The sequence below is a fragment of the Pseudoxanthomonas mexicana genome, assembly GCF_014397415.1.
GTDB classification, from domain to species: domain Bacteria; phylum Pseudomonadota; class Gammaproteobacteria; order Xanthomonadales; family Xanthomonadaceae; genus Pseudoxanthomonas_A; species Pseudoxanthomonas_A mexicana.
Window position 1 is genome coordinate 2,752,174 of the sequence record NZ_CP060731.1, and the last position, 19,435, is coordinate 2,771,608.

Annotated in this window: 13 protein-coding genes and 1 pseudogene; 10 read left to right on the forward strand and 4 right to left on the reverse strand. The window is 57.6% G+C overall.

Annotated features, from left to right (window positions below):
* The first annotated feature begins 4 nt into the window (after nt 1-4).
* From IAE60_RS12920 to IAE60_RS12965, 10 genes and pseudogenes are all read left to right on the forward strand, one after another.
* A complete protein-coding gene (locus IAE60_RS12920; RefSeq protein ID WP_187572570.1) occupies nt 5-1,222 on the forward strand; it encodes a hypothetical protein in 1,218 nt (405 codons plus the stop codon).
* Between the two features lie 89 nt (nt 1,223-1,311).
* Entirely contained in the window at nt 1,312-2,004 is a 693-nt protein-coding gene (locus IAE60_RS12925) for a hypothetical protein (RefSeq protein WP_187572571.1), read from the forward strand.
* 438 nt (nt 2,005-2,442) lie between these two features.
* Nucleotides 2,443-3,918 carry a serine hydrolase domain-containing protein gene (locus IAE60_RS12930; RefSeq protein ID WP_187572572.1) on the forward strand — a complete coding sequence of 492 codons (1,476 nt, stop codon included), beginning with the start codon at nt 2,443-2,445 and terminating at the stop codon, nt 3,916-3,918.
* A 209-nt stretch (nt 3,919-4,127) separates the two neighbouring features.
* Nucleotides 4,128-4,376 (forward strand): annotated as a pseudogene (locus IAE60_RS19055) (helix-turn-helix domain-containing protein); the annotation flags it as partial.
* A gap of 606 nt (nt 4,377-4,982) precedes the next feature.
* Entirely contained in the window at nt 4,983-6,761 is a 1,779-nt protein-coding gene (locus IAE60_RS12940) for a hypothetical protein (protein ID WP_187572574.1), read from the forward strand.
* A gap of 109 nt (nt 6,762-6,870) precedes the next feature.
* Nucleotides 6,871-10,053, forward strand: coding sequence for an RHS repeat domain-containing protein (locus IAE60_RS12945; RefSeq protein WP_187572575.1), 3,183 nt, complete (start codon nt 6,871-6,873; stop codon nt 10,051-10,053).
* A gap of 222 nt (nt 10,054-10,275) precedes the next feature.
* Complete coding sequence (locus IAE60_RS19060) at nt 10,276-10,809, forward strand: transposase (RefSeq protein ID WP_425504429.1); 534 nt, start codon at nt 10,276-10,278, stop codon at nt 10,807-10,809.
* Nucleotides 10,810-12,050: 1,241 nt separating this feature from the next.
* A complete protein-coding gene (locus tag IAE60_RS12955) occupies nt 12,051-12,404 on the forward strand; it encodes a DUF6326 family protein (protein WP_244966572.1) in 354 nt (117 codons plus the stop codon).
* A gap of 414 nt (nt 12,405-12,818) precedes the next feature.
* On the forward strand, nt 12,819-13,925 hold the full coding sequence (locus IAE60_RS12960) for a sensor histidine kinase (protein WP_187572577.1): 1,107 nt from the start codon (nt 12,819-12,821) through the stop codon (nt 13,923-13,925).
* On the forward strand, nt 13,922-14,707 hold the full coding sequence (locus IAE60_RS12965; protein WP_187572578.1) for a LytR/AlgR family response regulator transcription factor: 786 nt from the start codon (nt 13,922-13,924) through the stop codon (nt 14,705-14,707). Before IAE60_RS12960 ends, IAE60_RS12965 begins: the two co-directional genes overlap by 4 nt.
* 191 nt (nt 14,708-14,898) lie before the next feature.
* On the opposite strand, the gene IAE60_RS12970 is transcribed toward IAE60_RS12965, so the two are convergent.
* From IAE60_RS12970 to IAE60_RS18850, 4 genes are all read right to left on the reverse strand, one after another.
* On the reverse strand, nt 14,899-15,777 hold the full coding sequence (locus tag IAE60_RS12970; protein ID WP_187572579.1) for a hypothetical protein: 879 nt from the start codon (nt 15,775-15,777) through the stop codon (nt 14,899-14,901).
* 432 nt (nt 15,778-16,209) lie between these two features.
* Nucleotides 16,210-17,616: a phospholipase effector Tle1 domain-containing protein gene (locus tag IAE60_RS12975; RefSeq protein ID WP_054665626.1), complete on the reverse strand. Its 1,407-nt coding sequence runs from the start codon at nt 17,614-17,616 to the stop codon at nt 16,210-16,212.
* Nucleotides 17,617-17,685: 69 nt separating this feature from the next.
* A complete protein-coding gene (locus IAE60_RS12980) occupies nt 17,686-18,087 on the reverse strand; it encodes a hypothetical protein (RefSeq protein ID WP_054665622.1) in 402 nt (133 codons plus the stop codon).
* A gap of 16 nt (nt 18,088-18,103) precedes the next feature.
* Nucleotides 18,104-19,378, reverse strand: coding sequence for a hypothetical protein (locus IAE60_RS18850; protein ID WP_187572580.1), 1,275 nt, complete (start codon nt 19,376-19,378; stop codon nt 18,104-18,106).
* Nucleotides 19,379-19,435: the final 57 nt, after the last annotated feature.

Consider the following 19,435-nt stretch of genomic DNA (forward strand, 5'->3'; position numbering starts at 1 on the left):
CGTGATGAAAGCAGCCAAGATACTGTTGCCGTGCCTCATTGCATGCCTTGTGTTTCCCACGCAGGTCTTCGCCTTGAGCGTGATCGTGCAATACCAGGGCGCGGTCGAGAATCGCGAGGTGTATTTCGCCGACATGCGTTCGGTCTCGAACCAGCCTCCGGCGGACATGGAGGCAACAGGGATGCAAGTTCGAGCCCTCCCCGTCACGGTGGTGTACGAAAACCCGAACAAACCAGAGTTCGTGCACATGGAGTTGTTCTTCAAATGCCCGGAGCGGTTCAGTCTAGATCACGAGCAGCGGACAACCTCCGAGGACAAGAAGGCCACGGGTACGAGCGATGCAGTGACATTTCAGATTGGTCCGGGCAGCTACATGCTGCGGCGTATCGACTTGAAGACCGAAGAAGTTCCCCAGAGCGACTGGAAGACATCCAACGCCCCCATGCTCTCCAAAGCGGCCATCCTTGCCTGCAACCACTTGGAGATCGACCAGGCACTAAGGGCAGCCATCAAGGATGATAGCTTCGACTTCGACGGCTTCGGTCAGCGCATCGCCAAGCTCGGCCTTCCGGCCGACATGGCCGTGATCGGCGAGCACTTGCCATCGGAGTACATGGATTTCGCCTGGGAGACGTTCTGGTGGGACAAGGTTGTTGCCAAGAAGCGCCCTGATCCCACCGGGAAGTGGGCTGAGGCGCTCTCCGGAGCTAGCGGTCATGCCGTCATGGAGGCGGTCAACAAAGAACAGCAAAGACCGGATGCCGGCCCTGCGTCTATGCAGGCCAGTCTGCTTGGGCGCATCAAGAGCAACCGGTCCAAGATGACGTCGGATCTGGCAGCCGCTCCTAGCGCAGGCAAGCATCCCGATGGTTCGAAAATGAACAAGCGTGAAGCGAGGCTAATGGCCGCTTTCGGAGGTAGGACCGAGCAGGAGGTGGTCGCGACCATGGGCAATCCCGATGACTTCTACCAGGGCGCGGGCTCGCGCTTCCTGCGCTATAGCGCTTGGTGGGAAGAGCAGGGCGTCATCGTCTACGGTGCCTACGGGGTTATCGGTGGCCAGTCGGGCGGGTATGCCGAGTGCTACGCCGAATTCAACACGCGTCAGGATGCCTACGGTGACTGGCGTGTGTACGACATTATCGTCCAGGGAGACTACGAAGGGACGGGGTCACGCGAAATCCGGCTTGTTTGCAACGATGCCACGAGGCCAAAGCGCTGATGCCTCGGCCATTCCCACCCCATTCGGCAGGGTTTTGTCATCCCAACCCACCATCCTGCAGCGATCAGATGCCTGACTCTAAGGGACTTATGGCGATAATCAAACGTGTCGTTCTGGCAGCCGGCTTGCTGGCCGCAACGGCGTCCATGCAAGCGTTCGCCCAGGTGGAGGGCGGAGCATTCGACGTACTGGCCTCTGTCATGGAAACCCACGACACGGAGATCAACGCCAACGATGCCCTAGACTCGAACCGGAAGCAGGCGCAGCAGTATCGAGAGAAAGTAATCGCCGGCTGGTGGGAGTTCATGCAGGCCAGTTCGAAGGCCGGGCCGGGAGAGTATTGCGCGGCGTCATTCCTGCGTGCCAAGCGCCAGACACGACCCGGCAAGGGCGACGGGCTGAAGGAAGGAATCGTCGTCACCTTGTTCGGTCCCGGCGGAAACTACCGAGGTGCCTTGCTGGCCTTTTCGCCGCTGGGCAAAGACTCGGTCGCGGCGTTCCCAAAGCTGGAGAATGGGAAGCCGGTTCGCGTCACGCTGACGCAGGGCGACATCAAGCCCGTGACGCTTAATGCGATCTATGTGCAAACCGGCCCGAAATCACCCCCACTGCTGGCGTTCGCCGTGCCCGACATCGAGGCATTGATGGCCGGCATGAAAGACAACTGGAGTTTCGACGTCGGCTACGAGGGTAAGTCAATCGCAAACATCGAGTGGCACGATGGACTCATGGCCCGCAATGAGCTCAAGAAATGCCTCGCCGGCAGTTTTCCCACACCATGAACGTCACTGGAAAGACTGAATTCGATCAAATCGTGGAGTGGGCTCGTTTAGCGTCACGGCGTATGCACAAGGCCATAAACATCGGGTGCAAGATCTACGCTAACCCAACGGTTGCCGACCAGTTGAGCCGCGCCGTCCGGCAGGAACGTGTCCTAACGGCACGTACAGAAGGCAGCATTAACTCTGGGTTGAAGGATCGCTCCGGATTGCTCGCCGAGAAGCCGCGATCCGCCACGCCGCAGGGAACGCAACAAGCGGAAGTGGTCACAAGGCTGGTGAGGCCTAACAATTCGTGCAAGCCGATTCACTTCGCGGCCTCGGCGCTGGCGAACAAGATTGAATTGTCGCCGTGTCAGCTGCGCAACCTAGCTCAACTAACGTGTCAAGCGAAAAGGAGATTTTGTGGGCCATTCGACTAAGGGAACACAAAGGCAGGTTGTGACGAAAATTCTTGTCATCTCGATGATGATGGCTTTCTCTGGCGCTGGCGCTATCTTTCAAACGGCAGAGGCGGAGCAAAGTATGCCCGCCTACGCTGACACATTGCGCCGAGCGGTCGTCTTTGAGAATGAGTCTGGCAACAAGCTGTCCCTTACCGATCGCATGGAGCGATGGAAAGTCCCGGGCATAAGCGTTGCTGTCATCGACAACTGCAAGATTGTAGATAGACATGGCTTCGGCATCACCCGGAAGGACGGTGCCAAGATCCGGAGTGACACGCTGTTTCAGGCCGCATCGGTGACCAAGCCGGTGGCTGCGTTTGCCGCTCTCCGACTCGTCGATCAGGGGTTGCTATCGCTCGACAGTGATGTGAATGTCGAATTGCAGAGTTGGAAGGTACCTGCGAGCCCATTTCTTGAGGGGCACCCAATTACGCTGCGAGGCATCCTTGGTCACAGCGCTGGCCTGATCCCCGGCGGATATGGCGGGTATTCCCACGGCGAACTGATACCAACGCTGCTCCAAACCCTTAATGGAGTCGAGCCAGCCCGGCCGAAACCAGTGCAGGTCGCTTATGTGCCAGGTTCGGACTGGCGCTACTCCGGGGGCGGCTATCTCGTTGCGCAACTGCTGATGACCGAAAAGATCGGCCAGAGCTTCGACAAGATCGTCCATGATCAAGTTTTAGAGCCGACTGGCATGATCCGGAGTGGCTTTGCGGAACCATCCGCGAGCGCGAGAGCCGACGTCGCCGCAGGCCACGTCGCAGATGGCTCGATGGTTCCGGGGGGCTGGCACGTTTACCCGGAGCTCGCTGCTGCTGGCTTGTGGAGCACGGCACCCGATCTGGCTAGTTTTGGTTTGGCGGTAATGAAGGCCGTCCGCGAAGAGCCCAACACCCTACTCAGCCCAGCACTCGCCAATCAGATGGCTACTGTGCAATCTGGACCACGCAGCTTGGGCTTTGAAGTTGGTGGTGAAGGCAAAGCCCGCCACTTTGGGCACGATGGCACAAACGAAGGTTACAACTCGTCACTCATCCTCTATCCAGGAACATGTCAAGGCGCGGCAATCATGGCCAACTCGGACAATGCAAAGCCGCTTATCGCGGAGCTTCTTCGAGGCATCGCCGATACCTATCACTGGCCTGACGCCATGGCTTCAACTGTGATGAAGCTGGATCCGCAAAGCCCAATTTCAGTCGCTAGATTCCAGGGGACTTACAGCTTTACGGACATCTCCGGTGTCGCGCCATTCAAGATCATTTCGACTGGCAACGGCAGTTTCACCTTCGACCGCGGCGATGGACACCGGGAGCCCTTGTATCCGTCAAACGAAGGGCTGGTGGGTGCCGATAGCGGCATCATCATTAAAGCCATCTCACCGGCTAATGGGCCGGCTGAAACCATCACCTATGCCCGGATTGGCGGTCGCGGCGCTGCTAGGGCGAAGCGAGTAGAGCCGAGACCATGAGTGCGGACAAGTTGCCGCATAACAACTTTCTCACGCTGATGCTGGTTCCTGCCTCGGATCAGCTCAAGCGTTCTTTCGATGTCCGCTTCTGCCCGCGAATTCATATGATCGATGCGAGACGCGGATAGCTGCATATGCAGCAGGAGTGTTGCGGGTGAAGCGCAGGAAGAAGATCTACTACACCGACCCCCCAGATGACACTGATGTGAGATCGCTGGCAGCAAGGCGAGTCCCTGTACCAGATCGCGTCCCTGGTCGATCGGCACCGCCGCTCCGTCCGAAACATCCTGGCCGAGCACGGCGGCATTCGTCCGCAGGTGAGGCGAAGGTCTCGAAGGGTGTTGAGCCTGGCTGAGTGCGAGGAAATCTCCCGCGGCTTGGCGGCGGAACAATCGATCCGCACGATAGCGGTATCGCTGGCGCGGGCCCCTTCCATGATCAGCCGGGAGATCGGTCGCAAAAGGCGCTGAAGGCTACTGTGCCAGCCAGTTGCTCGATCCCCGACCATTCTTCAGCGACCGACGCGGCCTTAGGCGCGGAGTACATTTGCTTTTACAGATTAGTGACGCTTTGCCGTGAACAAGTAGTTAGATCGCCGACCGATTACGTTTGTCCAAAATCGATAAAAGCACCGCCTGGGTGTATGGCGCGGTCGATCTCTCGAGGTTATTCCAGATAGAAGCTAGGTCTGTCCATGAAAATCGTGTGAACTCAAAATTCTATGACAACGTGGGTGCCAGGGCTCTCCTTCGCGCGCCGAAGAATGAGTAACTCGAACCCTGATGTCGACGCTGCTTATAGCGTGACCAAAAAAAGTAAGACTTGTCGCCGCTGGTGTTCATCCATCTGATTGTGCTGTTCATCCCAAGGGATGCGCTTTGGTTCTCGCTCAAGTGCAGGCTCGGCGTAGGTCAAGCCAAGCCGATGACAAAGCGATAGCGAACAAAGCCATGTTCTCGATAGAAGGACAGCTACGTAGCGCTCGATCAAGCGGGGATCTTTGGCACATGCGATAAGCCAAAAGCCTGTAGTCAGGGGATTGACAAAAAACCGGGAGGATAGGCATGAAGTTGCAATCGTACGCCGTACTGATGGCTCTTGGCATGGGGCTGCTCTCCACGTGTGCACACGCTGTCGAGCCCTACCAGGAGTATCGCAAGCGGATCGAATCGTCGCAGAGGCTGACCGCATTCACTGATCAAATGATGGGCGACAGCATCAGTCTTTACAACGGATCCACCGAGTTCTCGTTGACCGATATCGACATTGCAGGAAACAACGCGCTACCGGTCCAACTCACGCGTCGCCTTCACATCAAGATCGAGCCCGCCGGTGTTACCAGCTACAACCCGGATCTGGGAGGAGCGGGCAACTGGGATCTGGACGTCCCCCACATCTCGGGAATGTTCGACTCACGGTACGGATGGGGCTCCTCGACGGTCCCGAGTCAGCGATGCTCATTGCTTGGCGCACCGCAAGTCAACGGTGCGTTCAACACCACCGACATCTGGCAGGGCAATACGGTCCACATTCCGGGCAGCGGTGATCGCACGATGTTGTTGACCGAGCCTAAGACCCTCGTCCCTAGCGATGGTCAGCTACACCGTTGGACGACGCGCGAGCGCGACGCATTTACGTGCATACCGATGAAGAAGGGATTGAGTGGAGAAGGCTTCGCGGTGACCACGACCTCTGGCATTCGATACGACTTCGATGTGGCAGTCACCCGTGCCGGAGGAACGATGAATTACTACGTCCATGGCCTATTCTTCGAACTTCCAAATGGTGGAACGGTCGTTCGAACAAAGATCTACCTGTTGGCGAGCAAGATCACCGACCGCTTCGGAAATACGGTCAACTTCGAATACAACGATGCCGGGTATCCAACAAGCATCTCTTCGAGCGATGGTCGCTTGATCGCCTTGACCTATGCAAACGGCCGGTTGTCTGCGGCGCGGGCCAATGGACGCGAATGGCGATACCAGTACGAAACCGGCACGGACGAAGGCTTGCTGACTACTGTGGTACGTCCGGATGCCAGTCAGTGGAAGTACGCCTACAACGGGACATTGTCGCCCAACTACGAACCCTGGGATGGCGGCAGCAATTCCGGCTGCACCTTGAAACCACCGGCCATTGTCAACGACTTCGGTCTGACGATTACCCATCCGAGTGGCGCAATCGGTGCATTTCATTTCTCCAACGCTCGCCATTATCGTTCCGGAATACACGCGAGTGCCTGCCAGGACCACGTGATTCCATCGGACGGATCGACCTACGTCCATACGTACGTTCTTGCCATCCCGAACTACTTCGATGTTATGAGTCTGCAGAGCAAGACCATGAGTGGTCCGGGGCTTGTCCCCATGACATGGATTTACGACTACGGCATCACCAGGGAAGGCCTTTGGGGGACGAACGCACAGGCGGGGAACTACCCCTGCGGGACATGCGATACGGAGAAGCTAGTAACCGTCGCGCAGTCAGATGGGACGCTTCGCCAGTATCGCTATGGATTCTTGTATGCGCTGAATGAAGGCCGCTTGCTGGGGAGTAGCGTCATCGATGCTAAGGGAGCGGTCCAACGGACTGAATCGACGACGTACCTGCCTGAGTCGAGCGCCAGCGGACAGCGATTCTTCCCGCGCTATGGCGTGATCATCAATGGCGATGATCCGTCGACGGCCGTCGTCCGTCCGGTCGTTTCGCAGACGACCCAGCAGGACGCTGCCACCTTCACCATGCAGGCTGATTCCGGCAGTGCCTGCGGAGGAGCCGGGATCTATTGCTTTGATGTCTACGGCAAGCCCACCCGAGTGATCAAGTCCAGCAAACCCAACTAGAACATTCGCCTTTCCGAACAATAATCAAACCCTAGCTACACGCGATGCAAAGAAGCGTGGCACGCGAGGATGGTCATACAAGCCAATCGGGAAGAAGGAGAAACCTGAGATGAATCCCAGCCACATAAAAAGTGATGGAAGAAGTATGCGGAAGACCGTTCATCTGTGGATGGTAGTGATGGCTGCACTGCCTGCCGGCGCGGTACAGGCACAGACATTCAGCAAGACCGAGGCCTTCACCTACAGCAATAACACGTCCAAATGGGTGCTTGGCCAGTTAGCATCGACGACATGCTCGGCTTCACTGCCGGTCGATCCGTCTTGCAATGGCGGAAGCGGCTCCATTGAATCCGAAACCATCTATGACTTGGAGTGGGCGGTGCCCATCCAGAACAAGGCATTTGGAAAAGTCACGCAGACCCTGCACTACGACACCGCCTCCACCGTGGAAAGTGGGCAGCGCGGAACGCTCAGAACCGTCAAAGATGGCAACAACAACATCACTTCGCTGACTAACTGGAAACGGGGCGTTCCGCAATTGGTCTCCTTTGCCGACGGAACTACGATCTCTGCAACGGTTGACGACAATGGATGGCCCGTGTCCGCAATCGATGAAACGGGCGCCAAGACCTGCTACACCTACGATGCGATGGGACGCATGGCCTCGGTGAAATATCCGTCCGAGAAGGCATCAGGTACATGCGACGACTCTCGCTGGAACATGACGGGTTACATTTTCCGGCCCCTGGCCGCCAGTGACTGGATGCCGGCGGGGATTCTTCCTGGCCAGTGGGTCCAGATGACCTATACGGGCAGTGCCCGTAAGATCACCTACTTGGATGCAATGTGGCGGCCGGTGCTGACGAATGAGTACGACGAGGCCAACACCGCGGGCACATTGCGTGCCGCAAAAACCATCTACGACAGCAGAGGTCGGGTCAGCTTCCAGTCCTTCCCCGCGTCGACGAATGTTCCGGGTGCTGTGGGCACCCGCACTTTTTACGATGCCCTCGATCGTGTCGTTCGGGTTGAGCAGGACAGCGAACTTGGCGTGCTGGCTACGACCACCGAATATCTGTCGGGCCTGAGAACGCGTGTGACCAACCCTCGCGGGCAGCAGACCACCACCAGCTTCATGGCCTGGGACCAGCCGACCTACGATTTCCCGATTCGCAGCGACCAACCCGAAGATAAGGTCATCCGCATCATTCGCAATCCCGCGTTTGGCTGGCCAACCGAGCTCATCCAGCAGAACTCTGCTGGCACCCAGTTTGCGATCCGACAGTATGTCTACGATGGCAACAGACGGCTGTGCAAAATGATCGAACCGGAAGCCGGGGTTACTGTCACAGGCTATGACGGCGTGGGCAATCCGACGTGGACGGCGACTGGCCTAGATAGGCAGATCTTTGGGGGTACCACTGATTGCCAGCATGTCGACGCCTTCCATTCCGGACGCACGATCTTGCGCACGTACGATGCGCGCAATCGGTTGGTGCAGCTCAAATTCCCCGACGGTCGCGGCGACCAAGTGTGGACCTACACCAAGGCCGGAAAGCCGGCCAGCATTACAGCTTACAACGGCAGCGGCAATACCTCGCCCGTAATTACAGCTTACAAGTACAACAATCGGGGCCTGCTGACGGGCGAGTCGCTGGGCCTTCCGGGCTTGTACGCGTGGGGGCTGGGCTACGACTACGACGCCAACGGCAACTTGCGCTGGCAGTCGTATCCGACAGGGCTGACGCTGGACTATGCGCCGAACGCACTGGGCCAGGCAACGCAGGTCGTTGATCAGGTCGGCACGGCCTACGCTTCGGGTGCGCGGTATTTTCCGAATGGGGCGCTTCGGCAATTCACCTACGGAAACGGCATCGTCCACACGATGGCCCAGAACGTCCGGCAGTTGCCGGAGCGGATAACAAGTAGCGGGGGAACGGCCGATTTCGATTATCTCTACGATCAGAATGCCAATGTTGCGAGCATCGTGGATTATGCCCGCGGTTCCGGCTATGACCGCATCATGACCTATGATGGGCTGGATCGCCTGTTGACCGCCAACTCGCCGATGTTTGGCGGCAGTGACCAGACCCACCGCTTCTCCTACGATGCCCTGGACAACCTGAAGTCATGGAAACTGGCGGGTGTGAAGGACTACGCCGAGTACGTATACGACGCCAGCAACCGGCTGGGCAACATCAAGAGTAGTGTCGGAGCCACCATCGTGGGGTTGGGCTACGACGCGCAAGGAAATCTACAGAACAAGAACGGCCAGATCTACGACTTCGACTTTAGCAATCGCTTGCGTGGCGCGATCAACAAGGAGATATACCGCTATGACGGGCTGGGCCGGCGAGTCATGGCTTCGCTGCCGGCCGGGAAGTCGACCTATTCGCAGTACAGCCAAGGTGGGCAGTTGGTCTATCAACAGGACGAACGCCAGGCGACGCCGCTCAAGTTGGAGTACATCACGCTGGCGGGAAGCATGATTGCCACTCGGGAAACTCCCGTCGGAACGGCGGGCGCGACCGTAAAGTACCTACACAGCGACGGTCCCGGTAGTCTCGTAGCGATCACAAGCGAGGCAGGACGGATCATCGAGCTGAAAGACTACGAACCATGGGGTGGTGTTATCGGCAAGCCCGCGTACAGCGGTGTTGGCTACACCGGTCATCTCATGGATGGCGCAACCGGTCTTACCTACATGCGCCAGCGCTATTACGATCCAATGATTGGAAGATTTTTGTCCGTTGACCCAATGCCTGCGAATGCAACAAATGGAACAAACTTCAATCGATACTGGTATGGGAACAACAATCCCTTCACTTTCATAGATCCGAATGGAGAATTGGGAGAATATTGGCCATGTGTTACTCCCGGAAGCTGTGTTCCTAAAAAAACCATGCAAGGCCTTACTACGGTTGCGAGCTATGTCAAAGATAATTATCAGGATCCAGTGGTCAATTTTTTGGTCGATTCCGGAGAGTGGTTGGCCCATCAGTCAGTAGAAGGGGCTCTCGATAAAGTGCCTGTGGCTGGTAAACACCTGGCGTCGTACTACAAGGAAGTGATCAAGCCACGCATCAATGACGCGGCTGAGTCGTCCATAAAGGGAGAAACTGATCGAGAGGATCCGGGTTCTAGCGAAGACTACGTGCCAGAGTCTGTAACCATAATCAAGCCAGACGGAACTCGTATCGAAGTGAATTTTGGACCTCGCCAGCCACATCCAAGCGACAAGCCGATAGAAAACGAGCCGATCCTGCCATCGGAGCCAGTGCCGCGGAAATGATGCGGTATGCGACGATGGATAAGGCTGCAAGCCAAAAAGCTAGCTCGACCGTGCCAATATTTCAAGAAGTGTCCGCTTGCGTATTTACCTGATCCGTATCGGCGAAGATGGCGGGCGGCCCCCGATCAAACGGATGTTCAATTGTCCTTCAATGAGGAGTGAATCGTCCCGGGTTCAGTAGACATCTCCAAGCCGTACATTACGGCAATCACGGAGGTGTGTATGAGCGGAAAGCGGTATTCGGATGAGTTCAAGGCCGAGACGGCCAAGCAGGTGATCGATCAGGGGCGCTCGGTGCGAGAGGTCTCGATCCGGCTGGGCGTCAGCATCGACTCGCTGTACGCATGGGTCAGGGAACAGCGCAAGGCACCGGCTACGCGGCAGGCGGATGTTTCGTTGGCGGAGGAGAACCGTCGTGTGCAGGCCGAGCTCAAGCGGATGACCGAGGAACGCGACATCCTAAAGAATGGCCGCTGCGTACTTTGCCAAGGGGTAAGAGCGAAGTATGCGTTCATGCAGGTGCATCCGGACGAGTTCCGCGTAGCCAGCATGTATCGAGTGCTGGGTGTGCAGCGCAGCGGGTTCTATGCATGGCAGCGCCAGCCGCAGATCGATCGCCATCGCGAGGATCAACGTCTTCTGGGCATCATCAAGGAGGCATGGCTGGAGAGCGGCACGGTCTACGGCTACCGTAAGGTCACCGACACTTGCGCGACCTGGGCGAGGCTTGTGGCAAGCATCGCGTGGCGCGGCTGAGAAAGAGGGAAGGTTTGCAGGTGCAAGTGTTACGGGTTCGTCCGCGGCCTCGTGGTGGCCGGGTCTCGACGGTCGCGCCGAACCACCCGGATCAGCAGTTCGACGTGGCCGTGCCCAACACGCACCGGGTCACCGACATCACCTACATCCGCACGTACTAGGGCTGGCGGTACCTGGCGGTGGTGCTGGATCTGTACTCACACCAGGTCGTGGGCTGGGCGATGCAAGGCCCGATGCACGCCAATCTGGTCCTGTAGGCTCTGCGCTCGGACCAAGGCAGTCAGTTCACCGGCGCCGAGTGGGAGGGTTCGTGAAGGCCCAAGGGATCGTCTGCAGCATGGGCCGCCGCGGCAATCGCCACGACGACGCCGTGGCCGATGGAAGCGTCTCTCCGGTAGAGTTCGAACGGCAGGCAGAACTATCAGGCTCGTAGGTGTATACGAAACCCCAGGCGATTCACCTGTCACAGATCGCAACTAAACCAAATGTGAATATTGATTTACGGAATGGCGATTCGGCTGGTCGATTCGCAAAATGGCGAGATTGGCGACGTTATCGGCGGGCAAATTCGTGGCTCACCCCCGCCCTTGACGCACCAGAATGACCCTGCACCGCATTGCCTCACCCCCCCTCAAACTCTGCGCGTGGGGTTATCTACCTGGTTCGTAGTAGCCACTCTGGGCCAATGCGCCTTCTTCCGAATGAATGATGACTGGACTTTCGAGGTGATCTACCAAGAAAAGTCCATCGTTGACATCGAATGGCTTGACGGCCTCGGGGCGCGCGTGCAATCGAAGCAGTCTTTGGTCGGGGAGCCATTTGACAACGGAATCCAACCGGGACTGACATGTGTCAGATATCTATAGCCACTCGGGCGGTGGGCCAAGCGGGGGTATTGTCAGATTCTTCCCAGTTGCGACGAATCTTTGTCGAAGGTTCGCTGGTCAAGGTCGGAATCGGTCTCTTCTTCTGTACGACGCGCGTGCGCGCCGCGCGTTGTCAGTAGCCACATGCCATGCGCCACTAGCGCGGGAAGCTTCGCCTTCGATAGTTGCGTGCCGCACAAAATCTCCATCGACACCTATGACAGATCACGCCATCTTGTTCAAGCTACGCGCCATCATTTAACGCAATGTTCGGTTCACGAAAGGATATAGGAGAGACCAGCAATGGCATCAGCCATATATGAAGATACGAAAGTTCCGGCAAGATGCAAGCTTGCCGCAATGTGGACGTGCGTGATGTTCTGCTACGTTTATGGCGACTACTTTGAGCTGTACGTGCCAGGGAAGCTGCAAGACATGCTCAATGGGGAAATGGCGCTAGGTGCGGTAACTCAAGGCCTGTTAGTTGGCACGGCAGTTCTAATGGCAGTTCCAAGTCTCATGATTCTTCTATCGCTTGTCCTTCCCCTGCCAGTATGTCGTTGGGTCAATGTGTGTGTCGGCCTCTTCTATGCTGCGATAATGCTACTTATTCTATTCAATGGGGCGTGGTCGTTCTACATGCTGTTTGCAACAATTGAAATTATTCTAACGTTGCAAGCGGTTTGGCTAGCATGGCACTGGCCGAAGAATTTACAAAGCGCGACGTAAGAACAGGGGCAGCGAGAAGAGTAGGTCTCGGCGAGATCTGGTGTCGCCGAGACTCTGAGCATTTGCGACCGGATTTGCGCACTGGGAAGGTTGAATCCGCACAGCACGGCTGTTTGAGCCGCGGCAGAACATCTTCAATCAGGTCGACTCTCTCCGACTGTGGCAGCCAAGGCGTTAGCTGATGGCCGCTGGGTGCCCGGCGATTCCAGGCAACAGTAGTGCAAGCAGACAGCATCGTCACCCTCCAGGAAAGCGACATCTGAGTCACGGAGCGTAGGTATTTCCCCATGCCACTTGCTCTGTTTACGTACGCATATCCTGGGCCCCTATTGAGCCGTCGACAAGAGCAATCAGGCGACGAACGTAAGACGAGGATGCGCCGCCTTGGTGCCTAGCTCGGATGAGGCCAAACCCATGTCTACCGGAAAAACCAAAACGCTGAGGTTCTTCATTGCCGCTGTCATCTGGTGGGCCGCATATGCGGTGATGCTAGCAAGCCAAGCGGTTGACTACCATCGGATGAACGGGCAGTACATCACTTGGACGTTCGCCCTGAAATACGGTTTTGGTGGAACGTGGACGTGGATTCCCATGACCATGGTCTGCTATTGCCTGGCGCTGCATCGTCCGATTGGCAAGACCAATCTCGGGTTCACACTGTTGGCAAATAGCCTCGTGGTTGCAGGCTTCATTATCGCGAAAGGGACGTATATGTATTACACGTGGGACTACTTCGGATGGTATGACGAATTGCCGTCATTCATCGAAGTTCTCGATACGAGCTTGCGCATAAACATGATGATGGGGTGGATGGTGGTCGGTCTTGCGCACGGGGCCGTCTTTTACTCAAAGATGGAGGAGCGCGGCCAACGCCTATCGGAGCTGTCGAGAAGCATCATTTCCGTGAAACTCGAGGCGCTACGCGCTCAGGTCAGCCCGCACTTCCTTTTTAATGCTCTCAATTCCGTCGCCGAACTGATGCACGAGAACTTGGAGACTGCGGATAAGATGGTCGTGGCGATATCCGGGACGTTGCGTGACAGTCTGAGCCGTGAAGATCAGCAAGTTCGTTCACTTCGGGATGAGATCGAGCAACTACAGAACTACCTCTTTATCGAGAAGATACGTCTTGGCGATCGCTTAAAGATTATGGTCGACGTGGATGAAGAGGTGCTTGGTTTGTGCATTCCCGTCCTCACGCTACAGCCAATTATCGAGAATGCGATTATTCATGCCATTGCGAGGAGTAAGACCCAGGGATGGCTGGTAATCAGGGCTTGGAGACAGGCGGACAACCTACGTGTAACCGTGGAGAACTCCATTTCGCTTGAGGGCGCCCGAAAGGACGGAAACGGGATCGGCCTGAAGATAGTTGCCGATCGGCTGGCGCTACTTTACGGCGAGAAGGCCAAGATCAGTTGGGGTGAGGTCGAGGACTATTGCTACCGAGTCGGTATCACGGTTCCCATACTGGAAGGGTCGAGCACAAGGGAGGTGCGCATGAACAAGGTTCCAGCATGATCTTGAGAGCAGCGATTGTCGATGATGAGCCATTGGCACGAGGCAGACTTCGCCGGCTTCTCCGGTGCGCATCGAGCGGTGACATCACAGTGGTAGTTGAGTGCGTCGACGTCAATGATGTCCTCACAGAGGCAATGCAAACGCCAATCGATGTACTTTTTCTTGACATCGAACTTCCGGGCGAGGATGGATTCTCTGCTTTGCGGCGGTGGGTAGGGCCGCCACCATTAGTAGTCTTCGTGACGGCCTACAGTCAGCACGGTGTTCGTGCATTCGAGGATCGTGCGGTCGACTATCTGCTAAAGCCCGTTTCGCTTGATAGGCTTCGTGATGCGGTACAGCGGCTCAAGGAGCGCGCGGCCTTGCACGATGGAAGGATGGAGGCCATTGACCAGGATCGGAGACACCCTTTGCCGATTGGCCGAAGAACCCAGTTTGTCCCCGAGCGATACATCGAAGTGGTTCGCGCATCCGGCAACTACCTGGACATCATCACAACGCAAGGGCGCTTCACGATCAGGCGAACATTGGCCGATTTCATCTCTGATCTTGATCAAGCCCAGTTCGTTCGAGTGCATAGGTCGACAGTGGTCAGAGCATCGGCGATCAGGCAGGTGATGTCGTTGGGGTCCGGACGCTATGAACTGCTGTTGGAATCAGGCGAACGGGTGGTCTCGGGTCGCAACTACCGCGATCACGTCCAGCACCTGACGATTCGGGACAGCATCGTTCAGGAGGCTAGGATGTTTTCGAGGGGACCTGGACCGACCAGCCCTCCATAGACACCAAGCGACCGTTGCTCGCCGGGAACGGGCGACGTGCGATTTGGGATGTTTATCACGGGTAGGACATATCTGCTATCGACCAGTTGCTTTCAGTTGTCCGGCGAAGTTGAATGACTGCAGTCACGCCAACGCACATGAGGGCCGGCGACGCCAATGCGTTCGGCTTCTTCAGCGACGCAAGCGCTTGGTCAGAATTGTCGAACGCCCAGCAGCGCGAGAGCGTCAGCGGCCTGCCGAAGCGCCTCGGCTCGCTCCTGCTCGAGCCGTTGGGGGTAAGGCGGGTCGATAATGTAGGTCGTGCAAAGCGAGTTATTGCATTGACAGGGTCGGATGGCGTTCGCTTTGATGCCCTCGTCGAGCGTCATGCGCAGCGTGTTGAGCTTTTTCGAGCAATTTGCGAGTCCCTTCGAGACACGCGAGTTTGGAAAGGCGTGGCTAGGCGGCACGCGCGAAATGATCGCGCCCTCGCGGTCGCGCCAAATGCCGGTGTTAAGTGCCCCAATGGTGTCCGCGATGGCCTGCCTGAATGCCGGCATTGAACTCTCGCAGTGAATTGGGGTTTGAAAAGCAGGCCGGTTGAATAGGCGCGCGACAAGTAAACCAGCCTCTTTCTCGGTCGTTGGATCGAGTTCCAGCATGAACCTGTGAAGCTCTGCCTCGTCGTCTGGCAAGGTGTCGCCATTGAAGAAACGGTTAAGAACTGACGACGCGTGAAATCGCAGGTTCTCCTCAAACTCCGAGCCAGACCACACCTGGCAAACGTTGATCTTCTTTGATTTCGCGTAAGTCTTACACTTGTCTTTAGTCCCGGCACTCACGTCCCCGCCGGCTATCACGATGACCTCATGGGGCTGTGTAGCTTGCGTGCTCGTTAGTCGGTTGATGTCTTTGTTGGCTTTGGTCAGCGTGAACTTCTGCCAGTTCGCACACGCGACCACAACAGTGACCTCGTTGCCATGTTCATCCTCGCAGACACCGATGATGTCGCGCCCCTCGTCGCCGCCGGTTTGCCCGTGCCAGTTCAGTGAGCGCCATGCGCGCATGCGCAAGAGCGTTGCGAAGACCATGCGCTCGAAGTCGCGACCTGACAAATTCTTGAAGTCGATGGGGTGAATCGTGCTTGTGAAGACGAGTTTGGATCTATTAGGCGTTGATGGCGACATGGCTTTTAATGGACCGCTGGGCTTGCCCCACCGGTTTGCGCGCTTGTAGGAGGCTACATTGTTAATTGAATCTCTCAGATTTCCTAGACGCCATCAAGCCGGTGGAAGCGGAGTCGTTCGAACTCGCTTGACGGGATGCTCAATGTGTTTGCCGATCAAGGCACTCTCGGCACGCCGAACTACCTCTAGCCCCGTCTCATACTTCATCTGGCCTCCCTACAGCGTTTGTTTGCGCCACCCTTGAGCCACGCCTCGCGCCCGCATCCGCTTTGGCAGGCATGGGCGATCACGAATCGAACAAGCGCCTTAGTCCACTGCCCCGACAATCGGCGGCCCTTAGCCGGAGGTGTAGTACTGTTTCAGATGGACGTGGTGCCTCAGTGCTTCCGGGCGATAAGGCGCCTTCGTGTCGCAATCCAGAATGCACTTGGCCTCAAAGCGCTCATACACACTGGGGTCAAGATCCGCTTCAACATTGATCGTGCGAGGTGCGCTAGGCCACGCCACCAACCTGGTGAACCATGAGCCCTGCTGCTGGGCAAAGACCTCAGAATGCTGTGGCCCCGCTGGGTCTGGATACAGATGCAGCTTGCTTCGATCCACTAACAGAGGGTGCGGCAACGCCAAGACCTCGTTGAGCATCCATGTCAGCGAAATATCTGAAAGCCGGGACTCTTCTTCCGGATAGCTGCCGCCGATGTCAGAGTGATTGCCGGCGAACCACCGCTGCTTGAACCTTTCTTCTACCGCCTGTTTCTGGTTGGCAGAGCCACCCCATGTCACGCGACCGAACTGCACGCGAGTCTCGTCGATGGCCAAGGCATGCCGGACTTGAGGAATGCGCGGGTCCAGCAAACGATCGTAGTTGTCCGAGTTCCACAGGGCCAGATGCCAGCCGGGCGCATCGCCTTTGATATCCGCGGGGGCCCATCGCAACGTCGTGTGCAGGTACGCCAGTCCGACACCCAGCACACCCAATGCCATGAGTACACTGAAGGAGATCCAACCGTTGGCGCCAAGCCAGGCGGTACTGATCCAGCTTAGTACGCCGCTCGCTACGGCGAGGGCCAACAATCCTAGGCTGGCCAGCCCGATACGCGCACGCCAAGGCAGCCCGAGGGCAGCAACCGCATCGAATACGCCAACGAACTCCGGGAAGACATCACCCCGTGACGGGTCGCTGCCCGCGCCGTACTTGAGCCTGAAGGCGCGAGCCAAGGCTTCGCGTTGAGCTTCAAATTTCTTACGTGGATGCCCGGCGCCATGCTCGTACACGCGCACCACCGCCTCTCGTGCGATGGCGCGTAGCCGGCGCCCTGTGCGTGGCAAGGGTCCACCCTGTCCGTCGGTGGTGGGAACACCGCACAAGTTGAGCACATTCGCTAGCGAGCGCACGGTGTATCCCCCGCGACTGAACCCAAACAGGAAGATCCGGTCACCGGGTTCGTAACGCTTGAGAATGGCCTCATAGCAGTCGATCACATTGCCGCTAAAACCCAAGCCCACCGCCAGCCCGGCGATCGATTTGAGCCACTGCCACACGCTCAGGCGCACCTGCCCCCCGGCCACGGTAGTGCCCAATCCGGGATCGTAGAACGCGACCTGTTCGTTAGGATTGATCGGACTATCCGGGCCCACGCGAGTGGCACGATACAGTTTGTAGATATTGCTCAGCTGCTGATCGGGCCGCACACCGCCGGCTTGTCCGGTCCCATCAGCGAAGATCAGGATGTTCTTGGGCATGCCAGGCACGACTCCTGTATTGATTAGAGACAAGCGACGACAGATCCGGATGGACTCATCGAAGGATTGCTAGGTGAGATCGGCCACGGCCTTGCCCGCCTTGACGATGGACTTGACCTCGCCGGACGCCAGCGCAGCGGCCAAGGTCACCAAGGCGGCCACGATCTTCAACCCGTTCTTGACCGAGCGGATGGTCTCAATACGCGTCTTGGCATCCACGATGGCCTGCTCGATGTTCTCCCCCGCCTCGGTGGCCTGCTGAAGGGCCGCGCTCAGATTGGTGGCCACGATGACCTGGAGCTCCGATCGCAACTCCAGCTCTTGGGCGCGTGCATCCATGTACTCATCCAGGCTCATCTTTCCGGCGCCATAGGCCTGCTTGCTGCGATCCCGGATAGCATCGGCCGCATCGTCGAGCAGGTTGGCGATCTCAAAGGCAGGTTTCTTGGTCGCTGCAAGTTTGGTTGCCATGATCGATCTCCTTGGCTTACAGGTCTGAGATGCTTTGACGGATGGACTTCAGGTCGGAGGAGGCCTGGCGCAAGATGGCTTGGACATCTTTGGCGCTGAGCCTGTCCACATTCTTCAGCATGACCTCATGCGCTTGCCGGACCCGGTCCAGTCCCGCCGCGGCCACTTGCTGTGCCTTCAACGCCTGTTGCTGGGCGGCAAGGTCAGCCTGGGTGGACCGACGCAGCACGGTGGCAATCACCTCGCGCCGTTCGGGGGTCAGCCCGGCATCGCCAGGCAGCTTGGCCGACCACTGCGCTTGTCGATAGTCCGCCACCAGCTCATAGGACTGGATTTCCTGCTCCAGCACGATGCGGTAAGCCTGCGTGGCCAGTTGCATCGCCTCCAGCAGCTTGTCCATGTCTACGCCGTTCTGGCGGACCATCTGCTTGACGTCTTTGGCCTGCTTGGCCGCCAACGCCCAATCGGCAACGCGCTGGGCGATGTTGCTATAGGCGCTGACATGGTCTGCATTGATCTTCAGCGATTCCGAGGCTTGGATGGCGCCGGACACCTGCTTGATCTGCGGAGAGATCGAGTAAGCATCCTCACCGGCCAGCTGGGCCAATGCAGTCATGTAACCGGTCGTGATCGCGTGCAGTTTGAGCAGGGTTTCCTTGTCCTGCGCGGTGACCGCCTTCAGTGTCCAAAGGTTCTTTCGAGTGCTATCGAATCGCTTGTCTGGCGGAAGGTCAGCCAGTTGCCGATCGGCACTACTGACGTAATGCTCGGTGACGGCTTTGTAGCCTGTCATGGTGGCCGAACTGGCCGCGAACTCCCTCACTGCCCCGAGGTTCGCGCAGCCACTGGCCAGGCTTGCACAGATGAGCAATGCCAGGATCGTGCGATTGCGCCTGCCTACTTGCATAAGCCTTCTCCTTTGGCCAACGTTGTCAGAGCTTCCCAGCGTAGGGGCGGCGTCGTAGCGTTGCGAGCAGATCAACGCACGCGAGGAGCTGCAATGATCTCGCTGCAATGACCACGACAGATTCACACTGGCCCTGTCGCCGCATCGCGTCCGCCAAGGCATCAGCACGCTGCCAGCCAGAGAACGAGTGCTTGCCCTGGTGCGTCCGTCATTAAGCGCCTTGCCTGCGGTTCGCGCTGTGGCAGATGAGGATTGTTTAGCGGTGCCGGCCTGGGCGAGCGCGCTACCGGCCAGTGACTTGGCCGTCTTGCTTGCTCCCGGATCTCGCAGTACCGACGAAGCGGTGCGGGTGACTTTGGGGCCGGACTGTTCACGTTTGGACATCGTGATCGCTCCTAAATCGTGGGAGGGAAGTCACCGCGGGCTTCCACGCAGGACGCG

Bases quoted from the DNA above. Each gene is read 5' to 3' on its own strand.
- IAE60_RS12970 (WP_187572579.1), bottom strand. From the start codon at position 15,777: ATGGTCTTCGCAACGCTCTTGCGCATGCGCGCATGGCGCTCACTGAAC.
- IAE60_RS12940 (WP_187572574.1), top strand. From the start codon at position 4,983: ATGAAGTTGCAATCGTACGCCGTACTGATGGCTCTTGGCATGGGGCTG.
- IAE60_RS12975 (WP_054665626.1), bottom strand. From the start codon at position 17,616: ATGCCCAAGAACATCCTGATCTTCGCTGATGGGACCGGACAAGCCGGC.
- IAE60_RS12960 (WP_187572577.1), top strand. From the start codon at position 12,819: ATGTCTACCGGAAAAACCAAAACGCTGAGGTTCTTCATTGCCGCTGTC.
- IAE60_RS12920 (WP_187572570.1), top strand. From the start codon at position 5: ATGAAAGCAGCCAAGATACTGTTGCCGTGCCTCATTGCATGCCTTGTG.
- IAE60_RS18850 (WP_187572580.1), bottom strand. From the start codon at position 19,378: ATGTCCAAACGTGAACAGTCCGGCCCCAAAGTCACCCGCACCGCTTCG.
- IAE60_RS12965 (WP_187572578.1), top strand. From the start codon at position 13,922: ATGATCTTGAGAGCAGCGATTGTCGATGATGAGCCATTGGCACGAGGC.
- IAE60_RS12945 (WP_187572575.1), top strand. From the start codon at position 6,871: ATGAATCCCAGCCACATAAAAAGTGATGGAAGAAGTATGCGGAAGACC.
- IAE60_RS12925 (WP_187572571.1), top strand. From the start codon at position 1,312: ATGGCGATAATCAAACGTGTCGTTCTGGCAGCCGGCTTGCTGGCCGCA.
- IAE60_RS12980 (WP_054665622.1), bottom strand. From the start codon at position 18,087: ATGGCAACCAAACTTGCAGCGACCAAGAAACCTGCCTTTGAGATCGCC.
- IAE60_RS12955 (WP_244966572.1), top strand. From the start codon at position 12,051: ATGTTCTGCTACGTTTATGGCGACTACTTTGAGCTGTACGTGCCAGGG.
- IAE60_RS19060 (WP_425504429.1), top strand. From the start codon at position 10,276: ATGAGCGGAAAGCGGTATTCGGATGAGTTCAAGGCCGAGACGGCCAAG.